Annotated in this window: 14 protein-coding genes; 4 read left to right on the forward strand and 10 right to left on the reverse strand. The window is 61.7% G+C overall.

Features of this window, described 5'->3' with window-relative positions:
- Positions 1-63 precede the first annotated feature (63 nt).
- From HDEN_RS01320 to pssA, 3 genes are all read left to right on the forward strand, one after another.
- The gene (locus HDEN_RS01320) at positions 64-1,527 is read left to right on the forward strand and encodes a Do family serine endopeptidase (protein WP_013214318.1); all 1,464 of its coding nucleotides are present in this window, start codon (positions 64-66) and stop codon (positions 1,525-1,527) included.
- 43 nt (positions 1,528-1,570) lie between these two features.
- A complete protein-coding gene (locus HDEN_RS01325) occupies positions 1,571-2,284 on the forward strand; it encodes a phosphatidylserine decarboxylase (RefSeq protein ID WP_013214319.1) in 714 nt (237 codons plus the stop codon).
- 96 nt (positions 2,285-2,380) lie between these two features.
- Entirely contained in the window at positions 2,381-3,328 is a 948-nt protein-coding gene (pssA, locus tag HDEN_RS01330) for a CDP-diacylglycerol--serine O-phosphatidyltransferase (protein ID WP_013214320.1), read from the forward strand.
- Positions 3,329-3,334: 6 nt separating this feature from the next.
- Here the strand turns inward: pssA and HDEN_RS01335 are convergent, their stop codons facing one another.
- From HDEN_RS01335 to HDEN_RS01375, 9 genes are all read right to left on the reverse strand, one after another.
- Positions 3,335-4,780, reverse strand: coding sequence for a mannose-1-phosphate guanylyltransferase/mannose-6-phosphate isomerase (locus HDEN_RS01335; protein WP_013214321.1), 1,446 nt, complete (start codon positions 4,778-4,780; stop codon positions 3,335-3,337).
- Positions 4,781-4,917: 137 nt separating this feature from the next.
- The gene (locus HDEN_RS01340; protein ID WP_013214322.1) at positions 4,918-6,927 is read right to left on the reverse strand and encodes an ATP-binding protein; all 2,010 of its coding nucleotides are present in this window, start codon (positions 6,925-6,927) and stop codon (positions 4,918-4,920) included.
- A gap of 22 nt (positions 6,928-6,949) precedes the next feature.
- Positions 6,950-7,792: a sensor histidine kinase gene (locus tag HDEN_RS01345; RefSeq protein ID WP_245256692.1), complete on the reverse strand. Its 843-nt coding sequence runs from the start codon at positions 7,790-7,792 to the stop codon at positions 6,950-6,952.
- A gap of 238 nt (positions 7,793-8,030) precedes the next feature.
- Positions 8,031-8,753: an energy transducer TonB family protein gene (locus HDEN_RS01350; protein ID WP_013214324.1), complete on the reverse strand. Its 723-nt coding sequence runs from the start codon at positions 8,751-8,753 to the stop codon at positions 8,031-8,033.
- A gap of 19 nt (positions 8,754-8,772) precedes the next feature.
- Positions 8,773-9,225 (reverse strand): ExbD/TolR family protein, encoded by a 453-nt coding sequence (locus tag HDEN_RS01355; protein WP_013214325.1) that lies wholly within the window; start codon positions 9,223-9,225, stop codon positions 8,773-8,775.
- Entirely contained in the window at positions 9,225-9,908 is a 684-nt protein-coding gene (locus tag HDEN_RS01360; RefSeq protein ID WP_013214326.1) for a MotA/TolQ/ExbB proton channel family protein, read from the reverse strand. The genes HDEN_RS01355 and HDEN_RS01360 overlap by 1 nt, the downstream gene beginning before the upstream one ends.
- A gap of 3 nt (positions 9,909-9,911) precedes the next feature.
- Entirely contained in the window at positions 9,912-10,367 is a 456-nt protein-coding gene (locus HDEN_RS01365) for a hypothetical protein (RefSeq protein WP_041921757.1), read from the reverse strand.
- A gap of 313 nt (positions 10,368-10,680) precedes the next feature.
- Positions 10,681-12,372, reverse strand: coding sequence for a tyrosine-protein kinase domain-containing protein (locus HDEN_RS01370; RefSeq protein WP_013214328.1), 1,692 nt, complete (start codon positions 12,370-12,372; stop codon positions 10,681-10,683).
- Between the two features lie 125 nt (positions 12,373-12,497).
- Positions 12,498-12,872 carry a hypothetical protein gene (locus HDEN_RS01375; protein WP_013214329.1) on the reverse strand — a complete coding sequence of 125 codons (375 nt, stop codon included), beginning with the start codon at positions 12,870-12,872 and terminating at the stop codon, positions 12,498-12,500.
- Positions 12,873-13,067: 195 nt separating this feature from the next.
- On the opposite strand from HDEN_RS01375, the gene HDEN_RS01380 reads away from it, so the two are divergent.
- The gene (locus HDEN_RS01380) at positions 13,068-14,036 is read left to right on the forward strand and encodes a 2-hydroxyacid dehydrogenase (protein WP_013214330.1); all 969 of its coding nucleotides are present in this window, start codon (positions 13,068-13,070) and stop codon (positions 14,034-14,036) included.
- A 366-nt stretch (positions 14,037-14,402) separates the two neighbouring features.
- Here HDEN_RS01380 and HDEN_RS01385 read toward each other — a convergent pair whose 3' ends face one another.
- Positions 14,403-14,693 carry a GIY-YIG nuclease family protein gene (locus tag HDEN_RS01385; RefSeq protein ID WP_013214332.1) on the reverse strand — a complete coding sequence of 97 codons (291 nt, stop codon included), beginning with the start codon at positions 14,691-14,693 and terminating at the stop codon, positions 14,403-14,405.
- Positions 14,694-14,715: the final 22 nt, after the last annotated feature.

Here is a 14,715-nt window from a genome sequence, read left to right on the forward strand (position 1 = left end):
GCGCCACTGAAGCCCCATAGGTCCCGCCGAGCGTCGCGTGGGGTCGGACACTGGAGTTCTGCGATGACCGGAAAAATATCCGTGCTTATGCCTCGGCTGCTGCTCAGCGCGATCATGACGATGGCGCTGTTTTCGTGTCCGGCGCAGGCGTTCCAGAACGGCCCGGCGTCGGTTGCGCCGGTCGCGAAGAAGCTCGTCGACGCCGTCGTCAACATCTCCACCTCGCAGACCGTCAAGGGACCGAGCGGCGTGCCGCTGCCGAAGGTGCCGAAGGGCGCGCCGTTCGAGGACTTCTTCGACGACTTCTTCAACAAGCGCGGCGGCGTTCCCAATTCGGATCGCAAGATTTCGTCGCTCGGCTCCGGCTTCGTGATCGACGGCAACGAAGGCCTGATCGTCACCAATAACCACGTGATCGAAGGCGCCGAAGAGATCGAGATCAATTTTCACGATGGCTCGAAGCTGAAGGTCGACAAGGTGCTCGGCCGCGATACGAAGGCCGATCTCGCGCTGCTCAAGGTCACGCCGAAGAAGCCGCTCAAGGACGTCAAGTTCGGGCCGTCGGCCACGCTCGAAGTCGGCGACTGGGTGATGGCGATCGGCAATCCGTTCGGGCTCGGGGGCTCGGTTTCGCTGGGCATCATCTCGGCGAAGAGCCGCGACATCAATTCCGGGCCTTACGACGATTATCTGCAGACCGATGCTGCGATCAACAAGGGCAACTCGGGCGGGCCGCTGTTCAACATGGACGGCGAAGTGATCGGCGTGAATACGGCCATCATATCGCCGACCGGCGGCTCGATCGGCATCGGCTTTGCCGTGCCTTCGGACACGGTCGCGAACGTCGTCGATCAGCTGAAGCAATTCGGTGAAGTCCGGCGCGGCTGGCTTGGTGTGAAGATTCAGACGGTGACGGACGACATCGCCGAGACGCTCGGCGTGCCGGAAAACAGCGGCGCGTTGATCGCGGCCGTGACGCCCGAGAGCCCGGCGGCGAAAGCAGGCCTCGAAGCCGGCGACGTCATTCTGAAGTTCGACAACAAGGACGTGACTTCGATGCGCGGCCTGCCGAGGATCGTGGCGCAGGCGCCGATCGGCAAAGCCGCGGATGTCGAGCTTCTGCGCAAAGGCGAGCGCAAGACGCTGCAAGTGACGGTCGGGCGCCTTGATGACGGCGACGACACCGACAGCGATCTGAAAGAGCAGGGCAGCGAGAGCCCGGCGCCGGGATCGTCGATCATCGGGCTCAAGCTTTCGGCGCTGACGTCGGAACTCCGGCGCAAGTACGGACTCGATGACAAGATCAAAGGCGTGGTCGTCGAAAGCATCGATCCGCAAAGCGCGGCAGCGAAAAAGGGCATCAAAGCCGGCGATGTGATCGTCGAGGCGGCGCAGGAAGCGGTGAGCGATCCGGGCGACGTCGCGGCGAGCGTCGATAAGGTCAGGAAGGCCGGACGCAAGGCCGTGCTATTCCGCGTCGAAGACGGCAAGGGCGATCTTCGCTTCGTTGCCGTGCCAATCTCGTAATCCCGCGCGATTTTCGCAGTTCATCGCGCGCCAGGAGGCAAACGTGTCTGGAAACCACGGACTTCTCGATACCATCTTTGAATCGTTCGCGCCGGTGCATCCGGACGGGCACAAGTTCATCGCCATCGGCGCGGTGGTTACTTTGATCTTCTTCCTGATCTATCCGCCGCTCGGATGGATCGCGGCCGCGATTACAGCGTGGGTCGTTTATTTCTTCCGCGATCCGGCGCGCGTCACGCCGTTGCGGCCGGGTCTCGTCGTCTCGGCGGCGGACGGCAAGATTTCGTCGATCGAGAAAGTGACGCCGCCCGCCGAACTCGGGATGGGTCCGGAAGAACGCGTGCGCATTTCGACGTTCCTTTCGGTCTTCGACGTGCACATCAACCGTTCGCCGGTGGCGGGCCGCATCGTGCGCTCGCTTTATGTGCCGGGCGCATTTCTCAATGCGGCGCTCGATAAGGCGAGTGAAGACAATGAACGGCGTATTCTGGTGATCGAGACGCCGACCGAGGGCGAAATCGGCGTCGTGCAGATTGCGGGGCTTGTCGCGCGCCGGATCGTGACGTTCTCGCAGATCGGCGACGTGATCGGGGCCGGACAGCGATTCGGATTGATCCGCTTCGGTTCGCGTGTGGATGTTTATCTGCCACCCGGTAAGGTCGCTCTTGTGAGCGTCGGCCAACGAGCGGTTGCGGGCGAAACGGTTTTCGCCGATCTTCAATCGGTCGAGCCCGAGCGTGAGGCGCGTCTCGCTTAGGCCGCCTGAGCCAGAGGGACCACTCGGCTTTGAAGCCCGAGGCCGTCTCGGGCAAGAGGGTTCGACGGCCGCGCATGCGCCTGGAGGAGGCCTGCCATGGACATGGAAGAACCACGGATCGAAACGGAAACGCGACGCCGCCGCAGGCGATCGCTGTTCCGGCATCGGCAGGTGCCGGTGCGGATGTTGGTGCCGAACTTCTTCACGCTGCTCGGCCTCTGCGCGGGTCTGACGTCGATCCGCATGGGGATCGAGGGCCGTTACGATCTGGCTCTCGCTGCGATCGTGTTCGCGGGGTGCCTCGACGGCATCGACGGGCGGATCGCGCGCCTTCTCAAAGCATCATCGCGTTTCGGGGCCGAACTCGACAGCCTCGCGGATTTCGTCAACTTCGGCGTCGCTCCAGCGTTTCTCATTTTCAACTGGGGGCTTGGCGATCTCAAAAGCGCGGGCTGGATCTGCGTGATGATTTTCGCGCTGACCTCGGCGCTCAGACTTGCGCGCTTCAATTCGGCGATCGATGACGACAAGCCGAAGTGGCAATCGAATTACTTCGTCGGGATGCCGACGCCCGCCGCGGCTATCGCGGTGCTGCTGCCGGTTTACATCTATCAATTGGGCTTCGAGGAAATCAAAGCGCATTGGGCGCTGATGGTCGTGCTCGTCTACACGCTTTTCATCGCCTTCATGATGGTTTCAACGATCCCGACGTACTCGGGCAAGCTGCTCGGCGAACGCGTCGGCCGCGAGTGGGTTCTGCCGATCTTCGTCATTGCGGTCGCGGTCGTCGCGATGCTGTTCACGTACCCGTACCAGACGCTGACGGCGATTACGCTTATCTATCTGGCGTTCATTCCGGTGAGCTGGCGGAATTTCCAGGAGAAGATTGCGCAGGGCGAGGCTGCGGAACCAGCTGCGGTTTCGGAGCCCGTTGCGCCTGAACCGGTGGCGAGCGGTGGCCCGGCTCAGTCCGATCCTGGCGACGAGCCGCCGAAGACGACGGGGCGCATCTTTACGCTCCGCACGCCGGATCAGCCAAAGTAGCCGCGCTTATTTCGTTTCTTCCGGCGCACGGTGATAGATGTCGTCCGTGCGCAGGATGTCGTCCTCGCCGAGATACGATCCGATCTGGACCTCGATGATCTCGACCGGCACCTTGCCGGGGTTTTCGAGGCGATGCCATTGCGTCGCGACGATGTAGACGCTCTCATTCTCGCGCACGAGCTGCTCGCGCTCGCCGATGACGACGCGCGCGGTTCCTTGCACCACGATCCAATGCTCGGAGCGATGATGGTGCATTTGCATGGACAGCACGCCGCCGGGCTTCACATGCAGAAGCTTCACCTGGAAGCGCGGGCCGATGTTCAACGTCTCGAAGTAGCCCCACGGGCGGTAGTTTCGGAGGTGCTGCTCCTGCTCCTTGCGGTTCGAGGAGCGCAGGCGCTGCACGATCTTGGAGACGTCCTGCGTCCGGTTCTTATCCGCGACCAGCAGGGCATCGGGCGTATCGACGATGACGAGGTCTTTGACGCCGATGGTCGAGACGATCGCCTTCTCGGAATGAATAAAGCAGTCCGACGTGTCTTCGAGGATGGCGTCGCCCTTGACGAAGTTGCCTGCGGCGTCGCGCGGAGCAATGTCCCAGAGCGAGGCCCATGAGCCGACATCGTTCCAGCCGACATTGAGCGGCAGAACGGCAGCTGCGCCGGTTTTTTCCATCACGGCGTAGTCGACGGAAATATTCGGCGCCGTCGCGAAGGCGGCCTTGTCGAGGCGCAAAAATCCAAGGTCTTCCTTGGCGCCTGCGAGCGCGGCGCGCGCGGCCTGCAAGATATCGGGTTGCAGGCGTTCGATTTCGTTCAGGAATGTCCGGGCGTTGAGCACGAAGATGCCGCTGTTCCAGAAGCGATCGCCAGCCGCGAGATATGTTTCCGCGGTGGCGCGATCGGGCTTCTCGGCAAAGGAGTCGACGGCGAACGCCTGGCCTTCGAAACCTTCAAGCGCGCTGCCCTGCTTGATGTAGCCGTAGCCGGTGTGCGGCTCGTTCGGCTTGATCCCGAAGAGGACAAGCTTGCCGGTCGCCGCGACTTCGGCGGCGCGTTTGACGGCGGCTGCGAACACCGCATCGTCCTTTACGACGTGATCGGACGGCATGACGGCGAGCGTCGCCTTAGGGCTTGCTTCGAGCGCGACGAGCGCCGCGACGGCGATGGCGGGAGCCGTGTTACGCGCGACGGGTTCGAGGATGATCGCGAGCGGATCAATCCCCAAGCGCTCGACTTCCTCGCGAATGAGAAAGCGATGATCGTTATTGCAAAGAAGGATCGGAGCCTTGAAGCCCGACGACTGCTGCAAGCGTCCGAGGGCGGCCGAGAGAAAGCTGCCGTTCTGGCTGTTGAAGAACCGGATGAATTGTTTCGGATACATGGACCGCGACAGCGGCCACAGGCGCGTGCCGGAGCCGCCCGATAGAATTACCGGAAAGATGTCGCTCATCGACTTCCCCAACCCCATTTAACGGAACGAGCCAAAGTCATGCGCCCGTTCTACGACACCGCTACTGATAGAATAATGAACAGTTCTGGGGTCGACCCAGGCGCGCGGCAAGGACTGATTGAGAAGAGTGATAACGGTTAACCGTGTGGGCGAGTTAGTCTTTCCCGCAGCGTGCGCAGCGAACTTGGCGGCTCGGAAGGTGCCCGCGAGGGCGCCGAGGACATGCCCGGCGCGTTAACGCGGTCACCCATCATCGACGCCGCGGATGCGCTTCGGGCCGAATGACCTGCGGGCGGAGTATGCGTGGGCGGCATCGCGTCCTTGCGCGACGTGGGGTGGCCGTTTCCGGGAACCGGCGTCCCGGCGCTGCCGCGCGCCGGCGGCGTTTCGCGGCGCGGTTCGCCTTGCGGTGCCGGGGCCGGGCTGGCGTTCGTATCGGCGGCAGAGTTGATGCTCAGCGCGTCCGCCATCAAAGCCATGTTGTGGGAATTGTCGCCGGTCGCGGTTCCGGACAGGCGCCAGCGCTCGACGATCTGTTCGAGGAAGCCATCGTCGCCCAGAGATTTCTGCCATCGCTCGGAGAAGCGAGCGGTCGAGGAGCGCGGCAGTGCGTGCGGGGGCAATTCGTCGAACTTGATGCGCACGGGCAGCGCCATGCCGTCGCCGAATGCGATCGCTTCGCGCTGGCCGAGCGAGGGAAGGAATTCGAGCAGGCCGGCGCCGGTGTCGGCAACGGCGGAGGTCACGATCTCCTGGTCGCGATCGTTCGACATGCGGAGCGCGAACACGGTGTTGCACTGGGACAGGATGGTCGGATCGATTTCGGCGGGGCGCTGGGTGACGATGCACAGCGAGGCGCCGTATTTGCGGCCTTCCTTGGCGATCTTGGCGATAGCGCGTTTGCAGGGCTCGAAGCCGAGGGCGCTGTTCGCCGGAACGTAACGATGCGCTTCTTCGCAGACGAGCGTTACGGGGACCTGGCCTTCGCTCCAGAGCGCGAAGTCGAACGTCAGCCGGCAGAGTACGGAGACGACGACGTTGACGATCTCCGACGGAATGCCGGTCAGCTCAAGGATCGTGATCGGCTTGTTGTTGACCGGCACGCGGAAGATGCGGCTCAGGATCTGAGTCATGCTGTCGTAGACGGTCAGCGAGCCGAACATGAAGGAGTAGCGGATGTCCTTCGAGACCGTTTCGATGCGGTGCTTCAGATTGCGATAGGGCGTCAGATCCCGTTTGTTTTCGAGGCGGCCCATACGCTCGTCGATCAGCGCGACAAGCTCGGAGATGCGATAGGGAACGGGCGTGTCGACGGTATAGCGGCTGTGGTCGGCGCGGCGGGGCTTTGCACCTTCTCCGGAGCGGCTGTTGGCGTAGCGGGCTTTCGCGACCGGGATGAGATCCTGGAGCACGTCCGTTTCGGTCTTGCGTTCGCCGTCGCCGACGAGCACCTCAACGATTTCCTCGAACGTCAGGAGCCAATAGGGCAGGTGCATGTTCCGCGGCGAGACGACCTCGGCCCATTCGGTGAATGCGGTCGCGTATTCGTTGTGCGGATCGAGCAGAACGATGTGGGCTGCGGGATGCTTTTCGAGGATCGACCGCAGGATCAGGGCCGTGGTGCAGGATTTGCCGGTGCCCGTGGTTCCAAGGATCGCAAAATGCTTGCCGAGCAACTCATCGACGCGAACCATCGCCGGAATGGAGCTATCCTGGCGGATGCAGCCGACGCGGACCGTTTCACCGGCTTCACCGCAGAACGCGCATTGCAGCTCTGATTTCGACGCGACGCGAGCGCGATCGCCAAGGGCAGGGTAGTTCGTGACGCCGCGATTGAATTTGAGCGGCTTGCCGTCCAGACCTTTGACAAGCTCGCCGACGAGGCCGATTTCGGCGATCCAGACTTCGCCGTCGCCTTCGCGTTGCGAGGGAACGGGAACGCTCAGTGCGGAGACGATCGCGAGAACGAGCGCGCTCGACGTTTCGATGGCGATCAGCGTGCCCATGTCGGGGCCGTCTTTGAGGCTGCGCGCGCGCGCGTCGGAGGAGCCGTCGAGCAGGACGATGGCTTTCGATCCATTGACGGATACGATGCGGCCGATGGAGGTGTCCGCGGTTCGCCGCTGGTCGTCGTTGTGGCTGTTCATGAGCTGTTTTGCTTTTTCTCGTTCAGGCAGCCGAGTTTCTAGCGTCGTGCATCATTGCCGCGCTCGAAGCGGCGACGGTATCTCGCCCGGGAAACGTGATGACGACTTCCGTGCCTTCATTCTGTTGGGAAGCGATGTAGAGCGCTCCGCCGTGCAACTCGACGAGTGCTTTCGCGATCGGAAGTCCGAGACCCGCGCCCTCGCGCCAGCGCGATCGGCCGCCGTCGACCTGGCCGAACGGCGCCATCGCGACGTCGATTTCATCGGGGCTCATGCCGACGCCGCTGTCGCGTATGGCGACGATGGCGCCGTGGTCGGCGGTGCGCTGGGCTTTAACCGCAACGGTGCCGTCGGCGGGCGTGAACTTGATCGCGTTCGAGAGGACGTTGGTGAAGATCTGCTTCAGTTTCACGGCGTCGCCGCGGATCAACGGGAGGTCGGCGGCGATCGCCACGTCGACATCGATGTCGCCGACGCGCGACTGGTGGTGGAACGCATCGATGCTGTCGGCGAGGATATCGCGCAGATTGATCTCGCGGCTGTCGATCGCGTACTTGCCGCTTTGCAGCTTCGAGATGTCGAGAATGTCGTTGATGACGGACAGCAGATGGCCGGCCGCGTCATTGATCAGCGTCGCGTACTCAACGATCTCTTTATCGGGGAGCCGGCGCTCCTGATGCTGCGTCAACAATTTCGAAAAGCCGATCACCGTATTGAGCGGCGTTTTCAGCTCGTGGCTCATGTTGGCGATGAATTCGGACTTCACCTTGCTCGCAAGTTCGGTCTCGATGCGCGCGGAATGCTCGGCGACGCGGGCGCGATGGCGCAGAACGGCGTCGCTCAACAGCGACGCATACTCGGACATTAGCGAGTTTGTTTTCGGGTTTCCTGCGGAGCCGAAATGCATGGTGCAGCCTGACGCGGTGCTGATAACAGCATTCAATCTATGGTCGGGTGCCTAATCCAAGGTTAAGGCGCGGCGCGGTGGCACCATTAGAACGGCTCTTGAGCGGTGACGTTTCACGCCAGCGCGGGCAAACGGCAATCGAAGTGAATAAAGGGTTTATTAGGAGCAATACTTTGTAAATGTTTGCGCGGCGCGGTCAGCGCATGACGAATTTGAACGGCTGCGTAAACGCCAGCGGCTTGACGCTGACCTGCGGAGGGATCGGCGGGAACGGCGCGGCCCGGTCGAGCGCCGCGGTCGCTGCGTCGTCGAGGACCTTCGAACCTGAGCTCTTGGCGATTTCCTTCGACAGCAGCTTGCCATCGACATCGATCGTGTAGCGCATGATGACAGTGCCTGCGATCGAAGACCTGGGGTTCACCTTGGCGCGCTGAACGTGGTCGTTGATCTGGCCGAGGTAGAGGCCGAGCATCTTGGCGTTACCACCCGACTGCGCTTCGCCCGAGCTTTGCTGCGTGACGACAGCGACCTGCTCCGGCTGCGACTGCGCCTGAATGGCCTCCGGCGGGGGCGGTTCTTCGATCGGCGGCGGCTCTTCGGTTTTGACGACCTCCGTCACGACCGAGCTTTCCTCGGAGGCGATGACGTCGCGAAGCTCGTCGGGTTTGACTTGCTCCGGCGGCGGTGGAGGCGCCGCTTGCACCGGCACGATTTCGGCGGTTTCGATCGTCTCCATCGCGTCGCCGAGCTTGGAAATGCCTTCTTCGGCGATGCCCTGCTGGACGAGCACGATGTCAGTGCCGCTGCCCATGTCGAGGGCTTCAGAATTCGTTTCGAGATACGCTGGAAGCATGGCGTAGCCGATTGATCCATGAATTATCACGGACACCACAATCGCGATCAATCGTAGCCAAGGCATTTTGGCGGCTCGTAGTTTTTTAGTTCATTTCCGATTTCGCCGAAGGCGAGGGCTGCGACAGGAGCGAGACCCGGGAGAAACCCGATTCCCCGACCTTGCCCAGCAGCTCCATGACCTCCCCATATGCAATTTTCCTGTCAGCGCGAACATAGACAACCCCGTCGCCCTCGCTGGCTTTGATGTCCATCAGCCGCGACACTAGCGTCTGCGCGGTGACCTCTTCGTCGCGGATGTAGAGCTTGCCGTCGGTCGACAGGGAAACGACCATCGGCTTCTTGATCGCGCCGAGCTTCGTGGCCGACGTCTTCGGCAGCTCGAGCGGTACGCCCTGCACCATCAGAGGGGCCGCGACCATGAAGATGATCAGCAGCACCAGCATGACGTCGACGAACGGCGTGACGTTGATTTCGGCAAGCGGCTTGTAGCCGTTGTCGTCGTCGCCGGACGAACCGCTTCCGACTGCCATTCCCATCAGTTCGTACCCTCTACGCCGCTGCGCGACAGCGAGCGCGCCAGACCGACGATGGCGGGTGCGGCGCGATCGGCTGCACGACCGAGCGCAACCGTGATCTGGTTATAAAAGATGACGGCCGGAATTGCGGCGGCGAGGCCGACGGCCGTTGCAAACAGCGCTTCGGCGATGCCCGGTGCGACGACCGCAAGACTGGTGTCTTTCGACTGCGCGATTGCCGTAAACGAATTCATGATGCCCCAGACGGTGCCGAACAATCCGATGAACGGCGCCGCCGAACCGAGGGTCGCAAGAAACGGCAAGCCCTGTTCGATGCCTTTCAGCTGGCGCTTCGTGGCGCTGCGCATCGCGATTTCAAGACGATCGCGGACTTCGCCCGTCGAGCCGTCGTGCGCGCCTTCCGTCCATTCGGTGCGAGCGGCATCGATGATGGCGCGGATCAGGCCCGACGATTTCGCGGCGGGAAGCGTTCCCGTCTGACTGCTTTTTTCCAGTTGCTTGATCTCGCGATTGACGAGCCAGACGCGGATCAGCTTTTCGAACGTCATTGCCCAGCACACCACGGACGCCGAAAGGAGACCGACGATGATGCATTTAACGACGACGTCGGCATGCTGGAACAGTCCGAGTATCGTCAGATCACGGCCGGCAATTTCTTCTGCCAATAAGTACAAGACGGTCACCGCTTACTTTGAAAGTTCAACTTTTGTGAGTGTCGACGTGGTCAGATTCTGAAGGCAGTGTTCGACCGGTCCTGACTCGGATTTGCATTCCATAACGTCATTGATCAGCAGCGATCCGATCTTGTCGCAGGCGATCGCGTCGATATCGAACAGCTTGACCGACTTCTTCTTCGTGCGGAGCGGTCCAAGCTCCAGCGAGAACCGTTTGCCGATGACGCCGTCGGCCTGGAACAGCACCAGATCGACCTTGAATGACTGATACGACGTGGGCGTCTCATTCTTGACGACGAGATAGGCGCGGCAGCCTTTTTCGACGGGATCGAGCTTGTTCAATTCGATCTTTACAGATTCTGCAGCGGGCTCGGTCGCTTGCGGTTCAGCGACGGCAAACGATGCGCCGGCTGCCGTCGATGCCAGGATTGCGCATGGTAATAGGACACGCTTCAGATTTCTGATCACGGTCAAACTTTCTGTTCCGAAAATGAGCATGGTTGCCAAAAGCGTGTAGCGATTTTGGCGGTCGGTTGCCAGTATCATTTGCATAACTATTCGCTCTGTGATGTCGCAATCAGAGGCTTGATACTGCTTGTTTTAGAACGATTTTTAGAAAGGCGGCGATTGCCCCATCAGCGCCGCACGCTGCCGCACCGCATCGAGAAAAATTCCCGACGCGATAAGTCCAGTTTTCTAGCGGGCTGCGCCACATGTGCCTCATCTGCAACTTAGAATTCGAACGGATTTTGCGCGATTTTCTCCCGCTCGCGTATCGGCGTCAGGCGGCATGCGCCTTGAAGATGCGGTGCGGCGCAACCGCCTTCATCTCTGCGAGAACCTCGAAAAGGCTCATGATCGCTGTGTCTTCCCGTGCGGCTATATCGGTCAAGGCGGCGCCTACGATCTTCGGCTGACAGGCGGCGATCTTGCTTAAGGCCCGCCTGGCGACACGCTTGGGCGTCTTCTGCCAGGCGGTCACGAACACGATGTCGTCGGCCAGATCGGCGAGGATACGGGCGTCGTCCGCTTTCAGCAGCGGCGGCGCCGCCATCACGATGGTGACGAAGTCCTTGCGTAGTGCGGCGATCGCATCCGCGAACGCCTTCGACCCTAATATGTCGCGCACGGGGATCGGGATCAGCGAGGGTCCGCAGGCCGGGAGAAAATGCAGCCCGGTCGCGCAATCGCGGAGTATGGCGTTTGCGACCGGCTTGCGGCCTGCTATCCGGTCCAGAAACCCTGACGCGCTGTTACCGGCAAGCTGCTGGGTCAAAGCCGCGGCGCGAAAGTCGGCGTCGATCAGCAGCGGGGTATGTCCGGCAACGGCATACTGATGGGCGATGTTGGAGGCGAGGCATTCGGCGCCCTCTCCGGGAAGCGCCGAGACGACGAGCGTCAAGCGCGATGGCGAGCCGCTGCGCCGCTTTTCGAGTTCGCGGCAGGTTTCGCGCACGGCTTCGGCATAGGCCCCCTCTGGTTCGGCGAGGACGAAACGGCAGGCGCGTGACGACGTGGCGTCGCGAGCTTCGATCATGGGCAGCGCTGTCATCCGGGGGCAGGCGAACGCGGATCTGACGCGCGACGCTCGCGTCGATGTTCTGATTTCCAGCAACAGTGCAAGGCCGGCAGCGGCGAGGGTCGCGAACGCAAACGCGATCGCGGCGGTGCGTGCAGGCCGCGCTGCCGTTGCCTCGCGCGGAGGCACGGCGGCGGTCACGATGCTCGGGCCCGGAACTTCGGAATTCTGGGCGTATTGCGCGAGAAAAGACGCGAAAACGCGCTCGGACTGGCTGACGATGCCGTCTCCGTCCAAGTCGTCTTTCAGTCTTTGGCCCAGCATCGTGGCGGCGGTTTCGGCGGATGATTTCGTCGCCGACCATTCTTTCAGATACGAAGCCGCGACCGCGTTGGCGATGCGGGCGGACTTGGCGGGATCGCTCGATGACATGCGGATGCCGACAAGCAGCGTATTGCGCATTCGCGAGATGGACAGGCGGCTCGCGAGGGCGGCCTCGATATTCTGGGTGGGCGAGGTGCCGAGCGTTCGGGACAGCCAGGACATGGGCCCGCGCGAAGTGAACTCGGGATCGTGGTCGAGATTGAGTGCATCGATTGCGGTGCGGAGAACCGGCGCGGACGTGACTGCGCTGACCTCGGCGTCGATGGTTTCCTGTTTCAGTTCGTGGCCGGTTGTGTCCGGCGTCGCCGGTTTTGATTTCTGTCGCGGATCGATCTGGATGACGGCCGTCGCGTCGTAACGCGCCGGCAGCGACATCGCGATGGCGGCAGCGCAGAGTGCGACGACGATGGGAAAGGCTGCGACGGCTTTCGCGCGCTTGTAGACAGCGACGCGCATCAACGCGGCGATCGACTCGTCGCCGTTGTGCCGTTCGATTTGCCGGTGCTGTTGATCCATAAGTTTGCAGCGCCGATCCGGCGCGATCGCGCCATTCGAAAGGCGCTGGCTCATAGCCCGAGCGACACGCCTCTGTGATTCGCGCTCTGATTGTCGCGGGCAAAAGTGAACAGGGCGTTTGTGATGATTAACGCGCCGTTAACGAATTCGTTCGCTAGGGCGGTGCGCGCTCGCACGCATCAGGGCGATAGCGTCGCGACGCCGGCCTGGAGGTCGTAGGCGCAGTGGGCGCTCGAGTCGCCGGTGCCAGTCAGGACGAGGTGCGGGTTGCGGAAGCGCTGCTGCCAGAGCGGGTTCTCGGTATCCCAGAGAGCGACGTTGACGTCGGATGCGCCGAGGGTGATCTCGGCCGCCGAGGCGACGCTCCAAAGGCCCGCGACCGTGCGTTGCGACGCGACGGGGACCGTCTTCGCCGTCTGCTTGCGGCAAACCTCGATGGCGCGATCGCGGTAGGCCTCGACGAGGGCTTCGCCGACGACCGAGCGATACATGCGATCCTGCGTCCAGACTTTCAGGCTGGCTAGCAGCACCAGAATGATGACAACAAAGCGCATGATCGAACCGGGCTGAAACGTAGGCCTCTAGGGGCTCTTTAGCCGGATAGATTGCGGCAAACGTGATGAAGAAATGGTTGCGTAGCGAGCGTTCGCGGCGCACTCCGAGCGTCCGACGGACTTGTCAGGCCCGCTCCGGTCGGGCACAAGCGGGATCATGCGACTAAAGTTCGAATGCCGGAGACCCTTCCCCAGATGTCCAAAAAGAAAATCCTGATTACCTGGCCTCTTCCCGAAGCAGCCATGGAGCGCGCGCGCGCCACTTACGACGTCATCGCGCACGGCGACAAACCGCAGATCACCATCGACGAACTATTGGAGACGGCGAAGTCGGTCGACGCGCTGCTGATCACGCTGAACGAGAAGTGCCGCAAGGACGTCATCGACAGGATCCCGGACAACATCAAGTGCATCTCGACGTATTCGATCGGCTTCGATCATATTGATCTCGAAGCGTGCAAGGCGCGCGGCATCAAGGTCGGCAACGCCCCGCACGGCGTCACGGTCGCAACGGCTGAAATCGCGATGCTGCTTCTGCTCGGCTCGGCGCGTCGCGCGTCCGAAGGCGAGAAAATGATCCGCACGCGGTCGTGGCCGGGCTGGCAGCCGCTGCAGCTCGTCGGTCAGCGTCTCGACGGCAAGACGCTCGGCATCTACGGCTTCGGCAAGATCGGACAAGCCCTGGCGCAGCGTGCGCGCGGCTTCGACATGAACATTCATTACTTCGATATCTACCGCGCGAAGCCCGAGGTCGAAGCGAAGTATAACGCGACGTATCACGACAGCTTGGACAGCCTGCTGAAGGTTTCGCAGTTCTTCTCGATCAACGCGCCGTCGACGCCCGAAACGCGTTACTTCTTCAACAAGGAAACGATCGAAAAGCTGCCGCAGGGCGCGATCGTCGTGAACACGGCGCGTGGCGATCTCGTGAAGGACGACGACATGATCGCGGCGCTGAAGTCGGGCCGCCTCGGATATGCCGGTCTCGACGTTTTCGCGGGCGAGCCGAAGATCAACGAAGGCTATTACGATCTGCCGAACACGTTCCTGTTCCCGCATTTGGGATCGGCCGCGATTGAAGCGCGCAATCAGATGGGCTTCGAAGCGCTCGACAACATCGACGCGTTTTTCGCGGGCAAGGACATGCCGTTCAAGCTGGCCTGATCGTTTCGCATTCGAGCTTCTGCAATGGCCGGGCATGTCCCGGCCATTGTCGTTTTAGGCTTTGAGAGGGTCGCCTTGCCGCCCTGGATGGCCGCCTCGTGGGGCGGCCATGACGTGGGGGTAGATTATTAGGGTACTTCAATGACAGCACACCCCCCAACTCCCTGGCCGGGCATGTCCCGGCCATTGTCGTTTTAGGTTTTGAGAGGGTCGCCTTGCTGCCCTGGATGGCCGCCTCGCGGGCGGCCATGACGTGGGGGTAGATTATTAGGGTACTTCAATGACAGCACACCCCCCAACTCCTTGGCCGGGCTTGACCCGGCCATCCAGGAGAGGGAGTCGCTGTCAGTTGAGGGATCGAAATTTTCAGACAATTTCGTCCACGAGGTCTTTCCATTGCGGATTGGCTTTCTCGATCAATGCCAGCTTCCATCGGCGCGGCCAGCGCTTGAGGCTCGTTTCTCGTTGAATGGCTAGAGAAACGGAGTCGAAGGCTTCGTAGTACACAATCGATTTCAAGCCGTATCTCGATGTAAAGCCTTTAACGAGACCCTCCCGATGCTCGTATACCCTGCGGGCCAGATCGTTCGTTACGCCGATGTAGATCGTTCCGTTGCGCTTGTTCGCCATGATGTAGATGTAGAACCGTCGCTCCATCTACTTACTGTCCTTGGCAACT

It is taken from the genome of Hyphomicrobium denitrificans ATCC 51888, assembly GCF_000143145.1.
Classification (GTDB): domain Bacteria; phylum Pseudomonadota; class Alphaproteobacteria; order Rhizobiales; family Hyphomicrobiaceae; genus Hyphomicrobium_B; species Hyphomicrobium_B denitrificans.

Coding starts and splice junctions, on each gene's coding strand:
- HDEN_RS01320 (WP_013214318.1), top strand. CDS start 64: ATGACCGGAAAAATATCCGTGCTTATGCCTCGGCTGCTGCTCAGCGCG.
- pssA (WP_013214320.1), top strand. CDS start 2,381: ATGGACATGGAAGAACCACGGATCGAAACGGAAACGCGACGCCGCCGC.
- HDEN_RS01335 (WP_013214321.1), bottom strand. CDS start 4,780: ATGAGCGACATCTTTCCGGTAATTCTATCGGGCGGCTCCGGCACGCGC.
- HDEN_RS01340 (WP_013214322.1), bottom strand. CDS start 6,927: ATGAACAGCCACAACGACGACCAGCGGCGAACCGCGGACACCTCCATC.
- HDEN_RS01345 (WP_245256692.1), bottom strand. CDS start 7,792: ATGTCCGAGTATGCGTCGCTGTTGAGCGACGCCGTTCTGCGCCATCGC.
- HDEN_RS01350 (WP_013214324.1), bottom strand. CDS start 8,753: ATGCCTTGGCTACGATTGATCGCGATTGTGGTGTCCGTGATAATTCAT.
- HDEN_RS01355 (WP_013214325.1), bottom strand. CDS start 9,225: ATGGGAATGGCAGTCGGAAGCGGTTCGTCCGGCGACGACGACAACGGC.
- HDEN_RS01370 (WP_013214328.1), bottom strand. CDS start 12,372: ATGAGCCAGCGCCTTTCGAATGGCGCGATCGCGCCGGATCGGCGCTGC.
- HDEN_RS01375 (WP_013214329.1), bottom strand. CDS start 12,872: ATGCGCTTTGTTGTCATCATTCTGGTGCTGCTAGCCAGCCTGAAAGTC.
- HDEN_RS01380 (WP_013214330.1), top strand. CDS start 13,068: ATGTCCAAAAAGAAAATCCTGATTACCTGGCCTCTTCCCGAAGCAGCC.
- HDEN_RS01385 (WP_013214332.1), bottom strand. CDS start 14,693: ATGGAGCGACGGTTCTACATCTACATCATGGCGAACAAGCGCAACGGA.